This window comes from Psychrosphaera aquimarina (assembly GCF_032461525.1).
GTDB classification, from domain to species: Bacteria; Pseudomonadota; Gammaproteobacteria; order Enterobacterales; family Alteromonadaceae; genus Psychrosphaera; species Psychrosphaera aquimarina.
This window is the reverse complement of sequence record NZ_JAWCUA010000007.1, coordinates 907296-926771: the sequence shown is the minus strand read 5'-3', so window position 1 is coordinate 926771 and position 19476 is coordinate 907296. Positions and strand designations below refer to the sequence as shown.

General features: G+C 37.3%; 15 protein-coding genes and 2 pseudogenes. 11 read left to right on the top strand and 6 right to left on the bottom strand.

The features are described 5' to 3' along the window. The first annotated feature begins 26 nt into the window (after nucleotides 1-26). From RT723_RS10695 to RT723_RS10670, 6 genes are all read left to right on the top strand, one after another. A complete protein-coding gene (locus tag RT723_RS10695) occupies nucleotides 27-137 on the top strand; it encodes a class IIb bacteriocin, lactobin A/cerein 7B family (protein ID WP_315947065.1) in 111 nt (36 codons plus the stop codon). Nucleotides 138-322: 185 nt separating this feature from the next. Next, a complete protein-coding gene (locus tag RT723_RS10690) occupies nucleotides 323-1027 on the top strand; it encodes a hypothetical protein (RefSeq protein ID WP_315947064.1) in 705 nt (234 codons plus the stop codon). A 43-nt stretch (nucleotides 1028-1070) separates the two neighbouring features. After that, nucleotides 1071-1769 (top strand): hypothetical protein, encoded by a 699-nt coding sequence (locus RT723_RS10685; protein ID WP_315947063.1) that lies wholly within the window; start codon nucleotides 1071-1073, stop codon nucleotides 1767-1769. 21 nt (nucleotides 1770-1790) lie between these two features. After that, nucleotides 1791-2510 carry a hypothetical protein gene (locus RT723_RS10680; RefSeq protein WP_315947061.1) on the top strand — a complete coding sequence of 240 codons (720 nt, stop codon included), beginning with the start codon at nucleotides 1791-1793 and terminating at the stop codon, nucleotides 2508-2510. A 40-nt stretch (nucleotides 2511-2550) separates the two neighbouring features. Next, entirely contained in the window at nucleotides 2551-3261 is a 711-nt protein-coding gene (locus tag RT723_RS10675; protein WP_315947059.1) for a hypothetical protein, read from the top strand. 94 nt (nucleotides 3262-3355) lie between these two features. Beyond that, a complete protein-coding gene (locus RT723_RS10670; RefSeq protein ID WP_315947057.1) occupies nucleotides 3356-5485 on the top strand; it encodes a peptidase domain-containing ABC transporter in 2130 nt (709 codons plus the stop codon). Nucleotides 5486-5688: 203 nt separating this feature from the next. On the opposite strand, the gene RT723_RS10665 is transcribed toward RT723_RS10670, so the two are convergent. Together RT723_RS10665 and RT723_RS10660 are read right to left on the bottom strand one after the other, a co-directional pair. After that, nucleotides 5689-6900 carry a sensor histidine kinase gene (locus RT723_RS10665; protein ID WP_346432573.1) on the bottom strand — a complete coding sequence of 404 codons (1212 nt, stop codon included), beginning with the start codon at nucleotides 6898-6900 and terminating at the stop codon, nucleotides 5689-5691. Beyond that, a complete protein-coding gene (locus RT723_RS10660) occupies nucleotides 6887-7567 on the bottom strand; it encodes a response regulator transcription factor (RefSeq protein ID WP_315947054.1) in 681 nt (226 codons plus the stop codon). The genes RT723_RS10665 and RT723_RS10660 overlap by 14 nt, the downstream gene beginning before the upstream one ends. Nucleotides 7568-7742: 175 nt before the next feature. Here RT723_RS10660 and RT723_RS10655 point away from each other — a divergent pair, with 175 nt between their 5' ends. The 5 genes and pseudogenes from RT723_RS10655 to RT723_RS10635 all read left to right on the top strand — a co-directional run bounded on the left by RT723_RS10655 (nucleotide 7743) and on the right by RT723_RS10635 (nucleotide 13799). Then, nucleotides 7743-8642, top strand: coding sequence for an ABC transporter ATP-binding protein (locus RT723_RS10655; RefSeq protein WP_315947053.1), 900 nt, complete (start codon nucleotides 7743-7745; stop codon nucleotides 8640-8642). Further along, complete coding sequence (locus RT723_RS10650; RefSeq protein ID WP_315947052.1) at nucleotides 8643-12272, top strand: ABC transporter permease/M1 family aminopeptidase; 3630 nt, start codon at nucleotides 8643-8645, stop codon at nucleotides 12270-12272. 1 nt (nucleotide 12273) lies between these two features. Further along, entirely contained in the window at nucleotides 12274-13011 is a 738-nt protein-coding gene (locus tag RT723_RS10645; protein ID WP_315947051.1) for a hypothetical protein, read from the top strand. A gap of 184 nt (nucleotides 13012-13195) precedes the next feature. Beyond that, a pseudogene (locus RT723_RS10640) lies at nucleotides 13196-13560 on the top strand (VOC family protein). Between the two features lie 92 nt (nucleotides 13561-13652). Next, on the top strand, nucleotides 13653-13799 hold the full coding sequence (locus RT723_RS10635; RefSeq protein ID WP_315947050.1) for a hypothetical protein: 147 nt from the start codon (nucleotides 13653-13655) through the stop codon (nucleotides 13797-13799). 1266 nt (nucleotides 13800-15065) lie between these two features. Here the strand turns inward: RT723_RS10635 and RT723_RS10630 are convergent. The 4 genes and pseudogenes from RT723_RS10630 to RT723_RS10615 all read right to left on the bottom strand — a co-directional run bounded on the left by RT723_RS10630 (nucleotide 15066) and on the right by RT723_RS10615 (nucleotide 19475). After that, nucleotides 15066-16616 (bottom strand): LytS/YhcK type 5TM receptor domain-containing protein, encoded by a 1551-nt coding sequence (locus tag RT723_RS10630; RefSeq protein ID WP_315947049.1) that lies wholly within the window; start codon nucleotides 16614-16616, stop codon nucleotides 15066-15068. A gap of 273 nt (nucleotides 16617-16889) precedes the next feature. Beyond that, nucleotides 16890-17354, bottom strand: a pseudogene (locus tag RT723_RS10625) (methyl-accepting chemotaxis protein); the annotation flags it as partial. Between the two features lie 319 nt (nucleotides 17355-17673). Further along, nucleotides 17674-18060: a hypothetical protein gene (locus RT723_RS10620; protein ID WP_315947047.1), complete on the bottom strand. Its 387-nt coding sequence runs from the start codon at nucleotides 18058-18060 to the stop codon at nucleotides 17674-17676. Nucleotides 18061-18197: 137 nt separating this feature from the next. Beyond that, nucleotides 18198-19475, bottom strand: a complete 1278-nt coding sequence (locus RT723_RS10615; RefSeq protein WP_315947046.1) for a sensor histidine kinase — start codon at nucleotides 19473-19475, stop codon at nucleotides 18198-18200. Between the last annotated feature and the right edge of the window lies 1 nt (nucleotide 19476).

Sequence of the window (19476 nt, the reverse complement as noted above, 5' to 3'; positions counted from 1 at the left end):
TTTATGTCGGATACAAGGAGTAAATTATGCGTGAATTAAGCGTAAATGAAGTAGAACAAGTGAATGGGGGCTTAGCTGATGTGGCTATAGTAGCGATTATAGGTATGCTTTTAATTTGGTATGACAATAGAAATTAATAAGGAGATACAAAATGCAAGAATTAACATTTGAACAAACAAAAGAAGTATCAGGCGGAATTGCAGAAACACTAGCAATTGTTTGGATTTTTTCAATTTTCGCTAATTATTATTTGAATAAATAAACGAAGATTATTTTAAAAATAGGCTTTTTATAAAAAAGCCTATTTATTTCGGAGAGAATCATGAGCAAGTTAGCCCAATTATCTTCTATTTTGTTTTTAAGTTTTCAATTATTAGCATGTAGCACCATGGGAAGTGTTGCTAAAGGAACATTTATATTTGGAACTGAGTTTTATAAAGCTCAGCCTAAAGTAGTAACAGATCAATATCCTAAATACTTTAATCAAACGTTTTATACCGCTGAATTGTTTGTAACTGATTATAATGAATGGCGGTTAAGGATAGTTTCTGAAAATGATATGAGCAATTACATTGAAAGTAACGAAATCTATGTTGACTTAGAATACGAAATGGACTTTCAAACTTATAGCAAGACAGTACCATTAGTATTTGAATCTTTTTCTATTATAAATGTTGATGATAAAGAGTTATATGCCTTTGATTTCTCTTACTCTCAAGAGGGTAAAGAGTTTTGGTCTGAATTCCATGAGCTATTTTTTCTGAGGCGGAAGCCCTGGTTTCATTACCCTGTTTCACCAACTCTCCCTATTGAAGTAAGGCGATATGTTAATTCGATTGAGTATAACTTTGTACCACATTGGGGCTACTTATCATTAAGACAATTTATGGAGTTATACAGAGGTATGCAAGGTAGGCGTTGGGATGAGTTTTGTTTTTGGAACAACTATCAATATGACGACTCTTCAGTGTGTGGAGATATCCGAATAGAGGATGATCCAGACTCAATACAAGGTGCTAAAAATTAATTTTAAGCGTTGTTAAGAATAAATGGAAAATATAGAAGGAATTATGTTTTATAAATTACTAATCAAAATACTGCTGTTACTTGTGATCAGTTCATGTAGCACAATGGGGCATGTTGCTAAAGGTACATTTAAATATGGAACTGAATTTTATAACGCACAACCAAAAGTGATAACGGATAATTATCCAACATACTTCAAGCAAACATTTTTTAAAGGTGCTCTTTTTATTACTGATTATGATGTTTGGAAATTAAGAATATTATCTATTCAGGACATTACTGAATATATTGAAAATAATAGTATTTTCGTGGATTTAGAGTATGAAATGGATTTCCAGAATTACAGTAAGTCAGTCCCTTTAATTTTTGAATCTCAATCATTATTAGAAAGTGATGGACGGGCTTTATATGCTTATGACTTTTCATTTTCCCCTGAGGGTAAAGATTTTTGGGTAACGTTTCATGATCATTTTTTTAAACGTGATCTACCTTCATTTAATTACCCTATCTCACCTGTATTACCACCGGAAATAAAACGAAATATCGATTCAATTCAATATGCATACGTTCCTAATTGGGGTTTTTTAACCCTTCGTGAATTTATGGTTCTATATAGCAGCAGGAATGGAAAACGCTGGGATGAATTCTGTTTTTGGAATAACTATGCCTACGATGATTCAACAGTGTGTGGTGATATACAAATTGAAGATGAACCTGAAATAATCAAAGTCACCACCAACTGATGGACTCTAAAGTGAACTGGAATGTATAGCTTAAACGGACGTTTTATATACAAGGTTATGATTAACGTAATACTCGTTATGTCCATCTGTGCTTGTTCAACTATGGGGAAGGTTGCAAAAGTTAGTTTTATTTCTGTAAAAGAAATATATGCAGTACAACCAGAGTCAATTAGAACTAATTACCCTGATTGGATGAAAAGAACATTTTTTACATCAGAATTGTTAACAACGGATTACGAAAAATGGAGGGTGCGTCTTCATTCAAAAGCTAATCTTGAACAGTACTTCTTGAATAATAAGACGTTTACAGAACTTGAATATGAGCTGAACTTTGAAACTCATCGAATGACTGTTGAGCTTTTATTTGAACAAAAAATAGAGGTGTTACAAGATAATGAACAATATTATGCTTATGACTTTTCATTCTCTAATAGCGGTAAGTCATTATGGAAAGATTATCAAAATCACTTTTATGAAATGGAAAAGCCTTGGTTTAACTACCCAGTTTCACCCGAATTACCTGCGAATATTAAACGTGAAATAGAGTCGATTCTTTACAATTATGCTCCTAATTGGGGATACCTTTCATTAAGAGAATTTATGGAGTTATTTGAATTAAATACAGAAAGACGCTGGGAAGACTTCTGTTTTTGGAATAACTATCAATATGACGACTCTTCAGTGTGTGGCGATATTCGGATTGAGGATGACCTTGATGCAATGCAAGGTGCGAACAATTGATTTTTTAATCTTGTAATAAATAGAAAAAGTAGAGGGAATTATGATTTATAAATTACTGATCAAAATATTACTGCTGTTTGTCATTAGCTCGTGCAGCACTATGGGGAAAGTTGCTAAAAACACCTTCATTTATGGTACTGAATTTTATCGGGCGCAACCTAAAATTGTTACAGATAACTACCCTGAGCATTTTAATAAAACGTTTTATACCGGCGCTTTGTTCATCACGGATTATAACGTTTGGCGTATTCGGATTGTCAGTGAAACAGATATGACCGAATTTATTGATGAAAACCAAATTTTAGTAGACCTGGAGTACGAATTTGAATTCCAAGATTATCGTAAAACAGTGCCGCTAATATTTGAATCTTATGAGTTAATTGAAACCGATGATGCTGAGTTACATGCATTTGATTTTGCTTTTTCACCGGAAGGGCGGCCGTTTTGGTTAACTTTCCATAATCTGATGTTTGAAATGAAAAGGCCTTGGTTTCATTATCCTATGTCTCCCCAATTGCCACTTGAAATGAAAAGAACTGTAACCTCTGTGGAATATAACTTTGTACCAGATTGGGGCTTTTTAACTTTGAGAAAATTTATGGATATGTTTGAGTTGAATACAGATAAAAAATGGGATGAATTCTGTTTTTGGAATAACTATTCATACGATGACACTTCAGTTTGTGGCGAAATTCAAATAGAAGATGATCCTGATTCGCGACAAGAATCAACAACACATGCTGACATTTAAATGCACTATTAATTCATATGTCTTAAATACGCATAGAGGGGAAGTTTTATTTTTATTGGTGTTATAGGACGTTAATTAACCTAAGGATATGGGCATGGATGACAGTCAAAATGAACCGATCAACTTAATTAAATTTTCAGTAGGACGAACAGTTCCACTTATTTTACAAGCAGAAATTGCAGAATGCGGTTTAGCTTCCATGGCGATGATTGCTAGTTATCATGGCCATAAGCTTGATTTACAAGCTATGCGTAAACGTTACAGTGCAAACTTAAAAGGCATGAATCTACAGCAGCTTATTGAAGTTGGTGACAGTTTAGGTCTAGCGAGTCGTGCGCTGCAATGTCCATTAAATGAGATTCATAAGCTGAATCTACCTTGCATCCTACATTGGGATATGAATCATTTTGTTGTGTTAACGCAAGTTTCCGGGCGAGACAAAAAAGCCAAGTTCTATATTAATGATCCAGCCAGTGGCAAGCGTACTCTGAATTTAGAACAATTTAGTAAGCACTTTACCGGAATATGTTTGGAGTTAACGCCCACAAGTAAATTTGAAATAAAACAAGAACAACAAAGGATGAAACTCTCTCAATTGTGGAGTTCAATGTCCGGGTTAAAATCTGGCCTCATTAAGTTATTAGGCCTGTCTATGGTATTACAACTATTTGTGTTGATGACCCCGTATTATATGCAGTGGGTTGTGGATGAAGTTCTGGTGAGTTTTGATAAACCGTTATTGATGGTTTTAGCCATTGGATTTGCATTAATCGCAATATTATCGGTATTCACCAATGCGGTGAGAAGTTGGCTTATCTTGCGTTTATCAAGTGTGTTAAATATGCAAATGGGCGTGAATTTGTTGTCCCATTTATTGCGTTTGCCTATGTCTTATTTTGAATCTCGCCATATTGGCGATGTTGTTTCACGATTTGGTTCGTTGGCTCAAATTAGAGAACGGATCACGACGGGTTTTGTTGAAACCTTTGTAGATGGGATCATGGCTATTACTGTGTTGATCATGATGTTGTTGTATTCCGTTAAATTAACGTTTGTCGTACTTTTGGCGGCAGGGTTATACACCATAGTGCGATTAGTTTTATATCGACCTTTGCATTTGGCCACAGAAGAACTCATTCAGAATTCAGCAAAAGAACAAACCAACTTCTTAGAAAACATACGCGCCATGCAAACCATCAAGTTATTTGGCAACGAATCTCAGCAGCAAGGGATTTGGCAAAACCGATATGCAGAAGTGATTAATAGCGAGATCCGACTTGGCCGATTAAAAATAAGTTTTGATTCCTTTAACAAGTTGTTATTTGGTTTAGAGAATGTGTTAGTGATTTATTTTGCGGCTTTGTTAGTGATTGAAAACAGCTTAACCATTGGCATGATACTGGCCTTTATTGCTTATAAAAACCAACTCACAGAACGTTATACCACACTGATTGAACAGGTAATTCAGTTTAAAATGATGCGATTACACTTAGACAGAATCGCGGATATCGCTTTATCACCACAAGAGCTAAACAGGGAAGGTATTGGTGATCTCAATAATATCAAAGGGCAATTAACACTGGAAAATGTTTGTTTTAGTTATGGCGATGAGCAACAAAGTATCTTACACAATATTAATTTAACCTTAAATTCAGGTGACTGTATCGCCATCACAGGCGTGTCGGGTGCTGGCAAAACAACCTTAATGAAGATCATGCTTGGCTTGTTACAGCCTACCAGCGGTAAAGTATTGTTGGATGGTCGAGACATTAATCAGGTTGGCCTTAAACACTATAGAAAATCTATTGCTGCGGTAATGCAAGATGACACTTTATTATCTGGTTCTATTGCCGACAATATTAGTTTTTTTGATCCACAGGCTGATTATTCTCATATAGAGCGTTGCGCTCAATTAGCCAATCTCACTGCAGATATTCAAAACATGACTATGGGTTTTAATTCAGTGGTGGGTGATATGGGGTCAAATTTATCCGGAGGCCAAATCCAACGAGTATTATTAGCCAGAGCGTTATATTGCAAACCTGCAGTATTATTTATGGATGAAGCCACAAGTCATTTAGACAGTAATAATGAAAAACAGATCAGTGAACAAATACAGCAATTAAATATGACTCGTATACTCATCGCACATCGACAAGAAACCATTAATATTGCACAAACTGTGTATACCTTAGAAGATGGTGAGTTATTTTTAAAGCGTTGACCGACGCGAGAGGAAAGCATAAAGGAATGAATATTCACCCTAACTCACAATTGGACAGAAACGCGTTAAGCCGATCAACCGCTTTTGGCACGGAGAGCCCTTCACCCTAACTGAAAACAACTCAATTATTCAGAGTATATGATTGACAACAAAACGATCGAATGAAAGAGCTTTACCTACTACAAATTAAATACATTACTTATTTAGACTCGTTTATTAATTCGCACTAAAAATTGCCCTTGTGCTGTCTCAATATTGAGGTTTAGCCCAAAGCGTTGGCAAAGTTTGCTGACTAATAACAAACCAAGCTTGAAGTTGGTTGTTGAATTGTGTTGTTTGCTTGCATCTTGATCAACAAGGTTGCTAAAGGATATGCCGTTTTCAGTAATATTAATAGTAAGCGTTTTAGTGCCATCGTCATCCTTGCCATGGCGGATTACGTTGTTTACTAAACTATAAATGATTAACTCAAATACTTCCTCTGGCACCGATAACAGCAGTTTATCTTGTTCCTCAATATTTAACGTTAAACCATGATTATTAAAGGTTTTCAGCACATCTTGTTTTATTTTAACTAAAACATGATTGACTTGTAGTGGATGATTGAATTCTGACTGTGAGTTAAGCCACAACATGGCTTCACTTATGCGTTTCATACGTCCTACTGCGCTTAGTAAGCGCACATAAACATCCTGTTGTGCGAGATTTGGATCTTTTAAACCTATAAGCTCTACCGAGTGTTCCATTACCTGTAAAGGCGTTCTCAATTCATGACTCATGCCCTGATTAAAGGTAATTTGTTGGGCTAACACTTGTTCTTTTTGCGCTAAGATCATCGCTAGTTCATTGACGAGAGTTTTTACGTCTGTTTCTTTAATTTGATGATTGATTTTTTCGAGGTCGACAGCTTGTTTATCTGGATTTAGAAAACCACTTTTTAGAGTGAAAAATGGTTTTAACGCCCGTTTACTGATCAACCTAGCGAGAAACAAGGAGAATAATAAAAAAGGAATGAAGGCTTGAGCTAACATCTTGAGTATTCTATTTATGCGAGCTTGATCAACAATTAACTCACTGCTATCAAGTAATAATACTTTACCTTCCAAAATCATAAAGTGGTAATAAGTATCATCCACTTCAAACTCGCCAAACCCACCCACCTTAGTAGCTAGTTCTTCTTTGGTCATGTACGGATATCTCATATCGATTAATTGCTGATAACTTATGCGTTTAACCTTGCCATTAAGTGGAAGCACTTTTTGATTAACCTGACGAAGAACATTGTGGATCATTGAGTCTTCAGCGCTTAATGTGACTAACAGTGTCAAAAATGAAAGGATTATAAATAAACCTAAAGACATTAAGGTAATCCATAAGGTGACTCGGCTCGCTAATGTCCGTTTATATTTCCACATCAAACTTATACCCCACACCTTTTACGTTATGAATGATATCTTGTTGGAATGTATCTTTTATTTGTTTACGAAGTGAATAAATATTGGCTCTTAGTGGGTTGCTTTGAGGTAGCTCATCGGGCCAAAGGGTATCAATTAGTGTTGAACTAGCAACTGGGTGCGGAGATGATTCCATCATTAATTTCACTAATGTATAACCAATGCTGTGTAATTGGAGTGACCTGCCTTTGTTATCAGTCAATAAGTGAGCTTTAATATCTAATTTAAAACCTTTTACTTGTATACCAGTGGATTGAGTGACCTTTACTTTACTCAGTGCAACAGTCATCCGTGCATTTAACTCGGCGTATGAAAATGGCTTTTTTAAGTAATCCCAAGCGCCTGATTCAAATCCCTTTAAAATATCAGCTTCGCTTTGATTTGCAGACATCATGATGACTGGCAAGCTGGCAAGCCCTTCAATCAATAATGACTGGCAAAGATCGTAACCACTAATGTGAGGTAAATTAATATCTAACAATACTAAGTCGTAATCATTATCACTAATCATACTGAGTGCTTGTCTCCCGGTATAAGCGAAGTCCAACTCATGATCAAAGATCTCAAGGTACTCACCAATCCCTTTTGCTATGTCAAAATCGTCTTCAACAACTAGTATGTTTGCCATCTAGTTTTCCTATTTACTCAATATTGCCAACTTAAATGCCACTATAACCTATCAATGTAAAACAAAAGTAAAACAATTTGAGGTTCAACTATTATGGGCATATTTACGCCACTTTACATTGAATTTACACAGCGACTTTAAACTCCAGTAAGTAAATATTTTGTAGAGGTGGGAAATGCTGACAATTAAAAATCTAAGTAAGCAATACAATAACGGTGTTCATGCGCTTGACGACATTAACTTAACCATTGGCAAAGGTATGTTTGGATTACTGGGGCCAAATGGCGCGGGTAAATCTAGCTTGATGCGTACTTTAGCCACCTTGCAATTACCCGACTCTGGCAGCATTACTTTTGACGGCATTGACGTGTTAACTCAGCCAAACAAGATCAAACAAGTACTTGGTTATTTACCGCAAGACTTTGGTGTTTACCCACGGGTGTCGGCTTACGAGCTACTTGATTATCTAGCTATTATGAAAGGATTAACAAATCCTAAAGTAAGAAAAGAACAAGTATTAGCTTTACTGCAACAAACTAATTTATATGAGCATAGACATAACTATGTGGCCAATTTTTCGGGCGGAATGAAAAGACGCTTTGGCATTGCGCAATCGTTATTGGCAGATCCCAAATTAATAATGGTTGACGAACCTACCGCAGGGTTGGATCCAGAGGAACGTAACCGGTTTTACAACCTGCTTAGTGAAGTGGGGAAAAATATAATACTAATTTTATCGACCCATATTATTGAAGATATACAAGACCTGTGTACAGACATGGCTATCATTAATCGTGGTCAAGTATTAAAGCAAGGTTCTCCAAAAGCCTTAATGGCCGAGCTTCAAGGTCAAGTTTGGTGTAAACAGTCTGGCAATTTAAACCTAAAGCAATTGGCCGCACAACATCAGATATTGTCGACTAAATCCAATGGTGCACAAAAAGCAGTTCATGTGCACTCTCAGCATCAACCTGACTCTGATTTTACTTTGGTTGAACCCAGTTTAGAGGATGCGTATTTCAAAGCGTTAAATTCTGAAAAAGCAATTTCATCAGCTTCAAATAATCAGGAGTGAATGATGTTTTTGTCTTTGTTGAAATTTGAATTTAGATATTTAAGTCGCCAATTATCTTGGTGGTTAGGCTTGGTAATGTTAACGGCATTCGGATTTTTTCTTTCGGGGAAAGTGGTTGCCAGTGGAAATGTACTGGCGTTATCACCGCATAACTTAACTTATGCAATGACGTTTGTAAGCCAAATAGCAATTTTCACGACCACCCTTATTACCGCAAATTCGGCGTTGCGAGACACTCAATACGACTTCATTGCATTTGTAAAAACCAAACCAGTAAACAACATAAAGTTAATGCTAAGTCGTTTTGTCAGCTTGTATGTAATGAGTTTAGTCATAGTACTCAGTGCGGTTACTGCTATGTTGCTTCCGGTCTTATTGACTGACTATGATCCTGAAATATATGGCTATTTTGATGTTAGCTACATACTGTGGCCAATAGCAGTCGTTGTTTTACCAAATTTACTTTTTACTGCGAGTTTATTATTCGCTAGCGCTTGTGTTTTCAACACCACAATCATGACCTTTGTTTCCGGCATTAGTATTTATGTCTTTTATTTATTATCCGCTGCGTTATTAGATTCCCCTATGTTTACTGGCTCCGACCCGTTGGCTCGTGGAGAAATCAATTACGCAAGCTTGTTTGATCCTTTTGCCGTTTCGGCATTTTTAGAGCAAAGTCAATATTGGACGACTATTGAAAAAAACACATTGCTGGTGAAGCTAACAGACAACTTTTTGTATAACAGACTCATTTGGTTAATGGCGTCATTGTTATTATTGACAGGGTTAGGCTTTCAACCGTTTTCAAAACTTAAAGGGAAGGTTAAAGGATATTTAAAACGTAAAAACGAGAAAAATGCCAATTGTTTGCTAATTCCTCCAGCTACCAAGACTGAGAATACAGAACAAAGCATTGATGGCGGTTATCAGCCTCAGACACCCACACCTAACCTTTGGGTAGCCTTTAAAGCCTTCGTGATGTTAGAGCTGCGTATGACATTAAGAGGCACCTCCTTTATTTTGTTATTTGTGCTGATTGCATTGTTAACCCTAGCTCAAGTTATAAACGGCATGGAAAACAATTTTTTTGTCGGCGTTCAACATGCCTATACCAGCAGCTTATTGCCGTATATGACAAAACCTCTGGAGGTGATTGGTTTATTTGTGGTGGTATTTTTCTCTGGTGAAATGATTTGGCGAGCTAAAGACATCAAATTTGATGGAGTCGTTGGCGTTGTACCAACACCAAGCTGGTTGAGTTTTATTAGCCAAATTGTGGTTATGGCTTGTATTACTTTCTTAATGTTTCTAGTCACTATCTTGATTGCCTTGGGCTACCAGATTAGTAGTGGGTTTACTCCGGATAACTTGCACTTATATTTGGCGGTGATTGGCTTAGAGGGTTTACCTTTATTATTAATGGCGATTTTATGTTTATCCATTCAGTCTATAAGCCTCAATAAATACGTTGGCTTTGTAATAACCGCAGGGATATTACTAGTGTTTAAAACCGATGTGGCAACTTTGATAGGGGTAGATCACAATCTACTGCGTTTTACTGATACAGGGCCGCACCATTATTCAGATTTTAGTGGTTATGACTTCTATAGCAAAAGCTCGTTTTGGTTTGTGGTTTATTGGACGTTAGTCACCACATGTTTCGCTTTGGTGTGTTATGTCTTATCTAAGCGCACTATTGACGAGTCATTGCTAGCGGCAACTAAAAGGTTTACCTCATTATCATCCAAGTTTGAATGGCGCGGCTTGCAGTTAACTTTGAGTTCGACCGTTTTAGTGGGTAGTTTTGTTTTTTACAATACCAATATTCTGAATCCGTATCTCACTAAGGCACAAGCGGAGCAAAACAGCCTCAGCTATGAACTGGAATTCAAGCAATACAAACAAGCATCCGCGCCTAAAATTAGCGACGTATATGTTGAAGTCGATTTTTACCCAACCCAACATAAAGTATCTATTAATGGTCATTATTGGTTAGCTAATCAAAGCGATGAATATATACAAAACTTTTTGATATCTTTGCCCAACCCAGAACAAGCGTTTGAGTTCTCCCTCGATCAAGGTTCCATCTCAAAGGTTCATGATGAGTTAAATGTAGTTGAAGTTAAGTTGAATAATGCTTTACCACCTGAGGGAAAAGTTAAACTTAATTTCACCACCCGTTTAGCTAAAATTGGTTTTAAAAATGCTGATAAAGACATCTCTTTATTAACCAATGGCAGCTACTTTCATGGTAGTAGTTTATTGCCGTTTATCGGGTATGACAGTGCTCATGAAATTCAAAACGATGACATTCGAATTGAATATGGTTTAGCTAAAAAAGACAGCTTACCAGCGTTAGTTGAAGGTAAAGAGTACAACCTACATGGCCACGAAAAAGATGCGAGTTGGATTAACTTTGAAGCAGTGATGTCTACTCAGATAGCTCAAACTGCTATTGCGCCTGGTGAGTTGCAAAATCAATGGCAGGAAAATAATCGAGCTTACTTTCACTATAAAGTTAATCAGCCAATGAGCAACTTTTTGGGATTTGCTTCAGCGCAATATCAAATAAAGTCAATTCAACCCGGCAATACTGCCATTAACGCGTATTACCTTGAACAGCATGATAAAAACATCGAACTCATGCTCAATACAGCAGCTAAATCGTTGCAGTATTTTGAACGAGAGTTTGGCGAGTATCCGTATCCTGAGCTTAATCTGGTTGAGATCCCAAATCGTGGTTTTGCCAGAGCATATCCTGCCACTATTTATATTTCAGAGCATGTCGGCTTTAAAGAAAAGATCCCACTTGACTCAGATAGCGCTGATCTTGACAACTTTTCATATCTAATTGCTCATGAAGTTGCGCATCAATGGTGGGGGCATCAACTCGCTTCGGCAAAAACCGAAGGTGAAGTGCTACTCATTGAGTCGTTAGCGGATTATTCGGCACTCATGGTTATGAAGGAAATATATGGCGATGATTATGTTAAGCAGGTTTTACAACATTCTACCCAACAATATTTAATCGGGCGCAGCAGTGATCACTTAGGCGAAACGCCACTCTTTAAAATGTTGGGGCAACGTTATTTACGTTACCACAAGGGGCCAGTTGTATTTAACGCTATTCGTCAGTTAATGGGGGAGGGCAAGTTAAATCAAGCATTAAAAAAATTACTCGAGCAAAAAGGCAGTGTTAAAAGCAATTACGCCACCAGTTTAGATCTGGTAGCCAATATCAAAGCCTTAGCTACTGAACAACATAAGAAGCAGATTGAAGAGTGGTTAACAGAAATTGTGACTTATGAACTGAGTATTAGGGATTCTTATGTTGAGCCTTTAGCCAATGGCAAATATAAGGTGACGGTAAATGTATCTGGATTAACCATCAAACAAAACACGCCTGTACAACAGTCACCCTTAGATTTTGTTCACACCGTAACCTTAGCTGTTTATTCAGAAGTATTAGGCGAGCTTTATCTACTGAAGCAACAAGCTATTCAGATGATAAATGGCCAACAGCAAGTTGAACTTATCTTAGATACAGAACCATCTAAGTTAGTGCTAGATCCAGACTATCTGTTTATCGATAGAAACCGAATTAACAATGAACAAAGATTAGGAAATTAAAATGAAATTAGTAAATAAAATCAGCTTGTTAATTATTCTCGCTATTCACATGGTTTTCAGTGCCAATGCATCTATATCAGAAAATGAATCCCTGTTACAAACGGTTAAACAGCAAATAACAGCGACTAATTGGCACACGTTAAATAGTAGTGACGAATGGGGGTTTACCGTAGAAAGTCATTTAGATAATGGCAACGGCAAGATGCAGCACAGAGTTCAAAGTTATAACCCCAACCTTGTTGCCACGAAACAGTGGCAGTTAATAGAACAAGACCAACAAAAACCAACTCCAGCCATGTTACAAGAGTATGCCAGCGTTCAAGCGTCTATCAGTAATAGCGAGCCAAAAGTGAATATAGCTGATATGGAAATTGTTCATATGGTAACGCTCAAATTAGTCGAAAACGAAAACGGTTACGCAGTGTATTCATTTAAACCGCATCTACCCATGTTTGATCAAGAAGTGAACAAGGTCTTTGATGGCCAGTTATTTTTCAACTTAAAGAATAGCCAGATTGAATCCCTGACAATCACTGCATCAGAAGCTTTTTCTCCCGGATTTTCCATCAGTGTTGAAAACTATGAAATGAAAATAATGGTGTCAAAGCTAGATGAGCAATTACACGTTACTGAAATTGTGTCAGAGAAATCAGGCACTGCCTTTGTGTTCAGTTCATTTAATGAAAAAAATATTAGAAAAATAAGCCTGTTTTTTCTGGCGGGACAAGAGAGGGGTTAACCGGTCACATGGGAAGCGACTTGGGCGTATTTAGCTCCATGTATTTTGACACAACCTCTAAAACGGGTTTTATTCTGATAATGAACCGAGATTATGATGCAAAAGCGTCTAATGCGATAACAAAAATCGCTGAACATTTAATGAATTCCAACCATAAAAAATAATCTAGTTTCAAAGGGCATTGATGAATTTAAACCAAGTAACATTGCCCAATTTAACTTGACCATTACAGAGTCGAAGGCGTTTTATTTACAGATCGGATTCATACTTATTGTTGATACACCCCATTACACGAGATTTGAGTGTCCAACGGGTTCGTCAACTTTCTCATTGTCTTTGGAGACGGAAGACTTCAGTAGTGTTGCGGTTATCTATTTCGAACATTCGGAGTTAGATAATTGGGTGCGTGAGTTAAAAAATAAAGGTATTGAATTTGAACAAGACCCGACAGATCAGCGTTATTTATGGAGAGAAGCCATTCTTCAAGACCCTTCGAGCAATAAGATTAAGCTTTATTGGGCAGGAGATAAACGCACTTTCAAGGACTGAGTAAAAGAGTAGGTTATCGAGTCAATCCAACAGAATTTTATTTTAGAGACTTAACAAACGCTCTAATTAGTATAGGTAATAAAGAAACCGCTATGTTTGCCGCTGAATTGGCAGTAGAGATATATCTAAATTCACATTTTAGTTATTTAATTTTAGCTGATGTGGAAAAAGCTAAAAAGAATACGGTTAAAGAAATTGAGTATTTAAAAAAGCTATTGAATTTTCTAAGCATGATGTGACCAGGCAGTACAAATATCAACAAAGGCTAGCAAATTTTTAAACTAAAAATGATCATTTCAGGGACGGGGGTACTTTAAAACACTTGTGCCAAAAATATAAAATACACACTTGTTTCACGGCTAAAATGAGTGAAATCGAATGTAGGCTTTTGAGAGTATCAGTATACGGTTAAATTTGCTGCTGAATGTCTGTAGTTGGCACAAAGCAAGCATTCGAGCTAACACGCTTTTGTCCAAAAACAAACTAGAGCTACCGTCCGTTCTTCGCTAAAAGCCGTCCTTCGAGTTACCTTTTTGTATCTAATGTATGCCTATATTGCTGTCTATGTAGACAATAGTCGTAATAATTTTAAACTTTGTTTTGGAATAGTGGTGAACCACGATGTTTTTTAACGAGAATTTTATTGAGTGATCTGCTTGCGTGTTATTGGTTGATCTCGATGGATGTTATTCGCTGATCTTCATGGATGAAAATATGCAACTAAGTCTCTTGAATGATTGGGGTATAAAGCGGAGTATCCCACATTATATTTTTTATTTTTTATCTGATTATCAAATGGTTGGGTGTTGGGTGGGCGGCATGATGTAATAGATTTTAAATCTATAACTCTAGCTCTAACCATCTAAACGAAAGCCTGAATAGTGATATTCAGGCTTTTTTATTAGCTGCTTATCAATATTTGTTAATACTTTTGTTGCTTATCAATTGTGGCAAAGTGAAAGCAGTCCCCTAGGCGAACCTAATGTCTTCTAAGATACGAAAGCAGACGTTAGCCTCAATTTATTTAGCGACAGGTGATCTGACGAATCGGTGGTTCATTGAAGCTCGTTTTTGGACATAAATGGTTTAGCACGAATACGTGCTTTGTGCACAAAGCAGACCTTGAGACAATTAGCGATTAAGACAGCAATGATACGAAAGCGGAAGTTAGCCTTGGCTTATCTAGCGACAAGTGATCCGACAAAGCGGTCACAAACCGTGTTAAGCTTTTATTCCCGTAGTTTCCTGATAGGGAACATTCTCCACAGATAAAAACATGAGTCTTTGATGATAACTTTTTGCCAATGAGTCGTTCAGCCTGGATGTGAACAAAGCCACCAAAACGGTCATTCATCATTAAACGTCAATATCATAACGACAAGCTTGTCGGATATACATTCCTTTGGTGCATTCGTTTAAATAGCTGGAGAGTGCTAGTTCAGTTTGGGATGACATCTTAGCCGGTATCTTATAGCCCTTTATTGTCACAAAGTAAGCTCCGCTGGTTAGTTATCATAAAATTTTTCCCTAATAGCTAAAAACTCATCTAAATTGTCAAAAAATATATCAATTAATTTGGGATCGAAGTGCTTTCCTTTCTCATCTTTAAATAGCTTGAATATTTTTTCGTCATCCCATGCTTTTTTATAGCAACGGTCGCTACCAAGCGCATCAAACACATCCGCCACTGCCGTTATACGTCCGTAGAGATGTATATTTTCACCGCTAAGACCTTGCGGGTAGCCGCTGCCATCATATTTCTCATGATGTTCATAAGCTACGATAGCTGCCGCCTTTAGAAGTGGCCTTGGTGAGTCCATTAGCATATCATGACCAATCTGAGCATGTGTCTGCATGATTATCCATTCTTCAGCATCAAGTTTACCGGGCTTATTTAAGATAGCATCGGGTATGCCTACTTTTCCAATATCATGCATTGGACTTGCCTGCTTGATAAGCTCAGCTTCGTCTTCACTTAAACCAAAATAAAGAGCCAGCAACTTTGAATACTCAGCAACCCTTCTTACATGATTACCTGTCTCTTTACTGCGAGTTTCACCAATTTCCCCCATCCTGAAAATAACTTCGCGCTGCGTTTCTGCTATTTCTTCGTGAAGTTGTTCGACTTCTTTTCTATCGGTAATATCGAACCTTGTGGCGATATATCCAATATGCTTCCCATCAGAATCAAATTCAGGTTCAATTTGCGAATCTACCCAATAACTATCACCACATTTCTTTCTGTTTTTCAGAACAATGTGGAAAGTTTTTTTTCGCTTTATTGTTTTCCATAAGTCTTCAAATAGTGATGAAGGTGTATCTGGATGCCTTACGATATTATGTGGCTGACCCACCAACTCCGTCAATTCGAAACCACTTATTTCGCAAAATGCCTTACTCGCATGCGTTATTTTTCCTGTTAAGTCTGTTTTTGAAAAAATAACATTCCTATCAAAATCATCAAGTGTTTTACTTAATGCTTGCTCAGTATTAAAGCGATCTTCAACGTCTTTTAACAGCATGCCGAGTAATACTGTAGCAGGTGTGAAAATAAGAATGATCGGTAAGGCGATCGTGGACATTACCCTCTCAAGAGCATCTGCGGGTAACTGAGTAAACAATAGCACTTCGACAACATGTACCAAGAGGCCAAATAACAAGAGCTGTACTATGTTAACTTTCATCAAGCCTTTATGAACACAGTAACGATAACCTAAACCAAGGCAGGTAGATGCTATAACAACTGCAACACCTACATATACACCTCCGCCACCGAGAAATAACCGGTATGCTCCCGCAAGAGCAGCAGCAATAGCTGAAACGACTGGGCCGCCGAATAAGCCCGCCATACTCAGAACTACCGTACGGGGGTCGAAAATGACTCCTGGGGTAACCTCAATCGGCAGTATCATGCCTATAATGCAAATCCCGCCAAAAATCCCCCCTGACACTATTTGTTTTGTCAGTTCATTTTTGTTTATAAAACGAATGGCAAAGCTTTGTAATAAACAAAGTGACAGTAGTAGAGCCGAAGCCTTGATGAGTTCAATTAACATAAGTGTAAGGAGGGTTTGCCGCTAAAAGGCAGATTAATTTGATTGCAAAGGACTTGTCGATGTAGTTGAGTCATTTTTCCCTGTCCGGCTGATTAAGCGATTAATCATATATCACCGAAATTTTAGTCATTTCGTACGACATGTCAATTCTATAAAAAATTAAGAGGTAACAAAGTCTTATGCCTTACCTCTTGTGAAAATATGCAGTACTATAAAGCACTGCAAAGCCATAATATTAATATATCCTTATATACATTAACTAGCTGCTCTTTATTATTTAAAGGTTGTACTTAATTTTCCTATATCCTCAGTACTTTTGTTTACGGCCATGCCATAGTTATTCACTTGCGCAGCAAGTATGGTGTTTTTCTTAGAAAGATCATCTATGGTATGTACACTACGCGTTATTTCATTGGCAACGACACTTTGCTCTTCAGCCGCCGTTGCGATTTGAACGGTCATATCTCTCACATCATTAACATTGCCGATAATGTTTTCCATGGCTTGTTTTATTTTAGTGCTATCTTCAGAGCATTCTTCGGCATCAGCTTTACTAGCAAGCATCACCTGACTCCAGTTTTCTAACGTTTTTTGTAACTCAACTACCGAGTCTTGGATCTGAACGCTGGCTCCCTGAGTTCTACTGGCAAGAGTTCTTACTTCATCAGCAGCAACAACAGCAAAGCCTCGACCCTGTTCACCCGCTCTTGCAGCTTCAATTGCAGCATTTAATATTAGCGACACGGAGTTAATAGTGAGGATTGACGGGTAGTGATCTTATTTTCTAAAGTTATGTGCGCCATAATGAGATAGAAAAATAACTTGCTTAACAACCTAATGTCAGCTTATGGCTACTTGCTGCTGTTAAAAGCTTAACGGTCAATGTCGGCTTCTCGCTCAAAGCTGCCCGTCAACATTTCAGGTTGTAAATTGTTATGGGGCAAATGTAGGTTAGCAATAATTTCACCTTCTTAACTCAACCTGTGGTTACGATTAGTCTAGTTCTGGCAAAAAGTGTTAAATGTGATTTGGGCTTATCGCGTTTATGATGTGGATATTACTGGCAAAGTGAATCTGAGTATTTAACTTCTATCGTTATGGTTTGTGCTTGGTTTTTGTCTATTAATATACTTTTTTCACCGCTATAGACTTCTGCGCAGTATGGGTCATTGTCAAACGGCACCGCATTTTCAGCAAACACTGCTATATTCCCTTCAATTTCAACAGGTAAGTACCAGCTGTCACATAACTCAGTTTTACATTCTAATTCATGTAATACGTTTGGCTCAGAATCGTAAACCCAATAGACTCGGTTTATTGGCAAGCGCTTTCCTGCGATATCGGTCGTTAAGATAGTTAGATTACTTCCGTCTCCAGAGCTACTAAGCCTATCGTCACAGCCTGTTAGAATTAGGGTGAACAATGTAATACAAACTGATTTCATAATGAATCTCTGTCATTTCATTTAATAATATGACTTTATCAAAATTGATTTGATCAAACTGTAACCTTTTGTAATCGACAAGACTTGAAGCTTTGGTTAATTAAAATAGTTAATAAAGGTTGTCTCAAAGTTTACGTTTATTCAAATGGCAAAATTATCAGCACACATAATCCGCCTTGTTCACGGTTATTAAATAATAACTTTCCATTATGGGCTTCAATGATCTCGCGACATAACGCCAAACCAAGTCCGGTGCCAGAATGTTTTGTAGAATAAAATGGTAACAAGGCGTTTTGTAAAACTTCCGCAGACATGCCGCTGCCGTTGTCGTTTACGGTCATTTCTATGGTGTTGCTGGTGGTAGAAAATCCAAGTGTAATCTTGCCGGTATTATCGGCTTCATGGGCATTTTTAAGCACATTAATAAATACTTGCTCTAGTTGTGCAATGTCTGCTTCTAGCTTTACTGTGGGTAACTCAGTAGTAAGTTCAAAGGCATACAAAACTTGTAGTTGTTCTATTAATGCCGGCCAGTTGACCGGCGCTTTGTTTGGCATTTTTACTTTGGTCAGTGTGGCGTAACCTTTAATGAAATCGTTTAGATGGTTAACTCGGCCACTTATCGTATTAAAAACACGGTTTAACCTTGGTTCGTCTAAATTCTTAGCCAGTAATTCCCCGCTGTGACACATAGAGCTTATAGGCGCTATGGAGTTGTTAAGTTCGTGGCTGATAACACTTATTACTTTTTTCCAAGTCGCCACTTCTTGTTTGGATAACTCTTGAGTGATACTTTTTAGTAAAAATAAATGATGACGAGCCTGATGAATCGTGACTTGAGAACTGGTTACATGCCAAGCTTGTTGCGCGCCTTGATTGTCCGTTAATGTGAATATGGACTCACCTTGATGGTTTAGGGCATGTTGGAACTCAGGTGCTAAAGAATTAACTAATTGAGTCCAGTTACGTCCTACAATCGAACCATTTAATTCAAACGCCTGTTGGGCACTGTTATTGGTAAATACAATAGTATCCCGATGATCCACTAATATGGTTACCATAGGGGAGGCGTTTAATACCTTGTCTAACATCATTTCGCGTTGATACAACCGTTGCCGCTCGTGTCGTAAATTGGCACTGGTTTGATTAAAGGCGTTAATGAGTGGATTGTAACTGGTTTCTTTTTGCTGACTTAAACTGATGGAAAAGTCATTGTCACGCAAACTTTGTAAGCCATGATCGAGACTTTGTAAAATGGTTTGGTGTCGTTGATATTGTCTTTTTAATAATAAATATGTGGTGATCAATGATGTTATTAATAAGGCCAAAATTGAAATAGGATATTGATTTATAAAGTAATAAGTTGCCGTCATTAACGTTAAATGCAACAAACCTAAAAATAGAATGAGGCGCATA

Bases quoted from the DNA above. Each gene is read 5' to 3' on its own strand.
- RT723_RS10695 (WP_315947065.1), top strand. From the start codon at position 27: ATGCGTGAATTAAGCGTAAATGAAGTAGAACAAGTGAATGGGGGCTTA.
- RT723_RS10690 (WP_315947064.1), top strand. From the start codon at position 323: ATGAGCAAGTTAGCCCAATTATCTTCTATTTTGTTTTTAAGTTTTCAA.
- RT723_RS10685 (WP_315947063.1), top strand. From the start codon at position 1,071: ATGTTTTATAAATTACTAATCAAAATACTGCTGTTACTTGTGATCAGT.
- RT723_RS10680 (WP_315947061.1), top strand. From the start codon at position 1,791: ATGTATAGCTTAAACGGACGTTTTATATACAAGGTTATGATTAACGTA.
- RT723_RS10675 (WP_315947059.1), top strand. From the start codon at position 2,551: ATGATTTATAAATTACTGATCAAAATATTACTGCTGTTTGTCATTAGC.
- RT723_RS10670 (WP_315947057.1), top strand. From the start codon at position 3,356: ATGGATGACAGTCAAAATGAACCGATCAACTTAATTAAATTTTCAGTA.
- RT723_RS10665 (WP_346432573.1), bottom strand. From the start codon at position 6,900: ATGTGGAAATATAAACGGACATTAGCGAGCCGAGTCACCTTATGGATT.
- RT723_RS10660 (WP_315947054.1), bottom strand. From the start codon at position 7,567: ATGGCAAACATACTAGTTGTTGAAGACGATTTTGACATAGCAAAAGGG.
- RT723_RS10655 (WP_315947053.1), top strand. From the start codon at position 7,743: ATGCTGACAATTAAAAATCTAAGTAAGCAATACAATAACGGTGTTCAT.
- RT723_RS10650 (WP_315947052.1), top strand. From the start codon at position 8,643: ATGATGTTTTTGTCTTTGTTGAAATTTGAATTTAGATATTTAAGTCGC.
- RT723_RS10645 (WP_315947051.1), top strand. From the start codon at position 12,274: ATGAAATTAGTAAATAAAATCAGCTTGTTAATTATTCTCGCTATTCAC.
- RT723_RS10635 (WP_315947050.1), top strand. From the start codon at position 13,653: ATGTTTGCCGCTGAATTGGCAGTAGAGATATATCTAAATTCACATTTT.
- RT723_RS10630 (WP_315947049.1), bottom strand. From the start codon at position 16,616: ATGTTAATTGAACTCATCAAGGCTTCGGCTCTACTACTGTCACTTTGT.
- RT723_RS10620 (WP_315947047.1), bottom strand. From the start codon at position 18,060: ATGAAATCAGTTTGTATTACATTGTTCACCCTAATTCTAACAGGCTGT.
- RT723_RS10615 (WP_315947046.1), bottom strand. From the start codon at position 19,475: ATGCGCCTCATTCTATTTTTAGGTTTGTTGCATTTAACGTTAATGACG.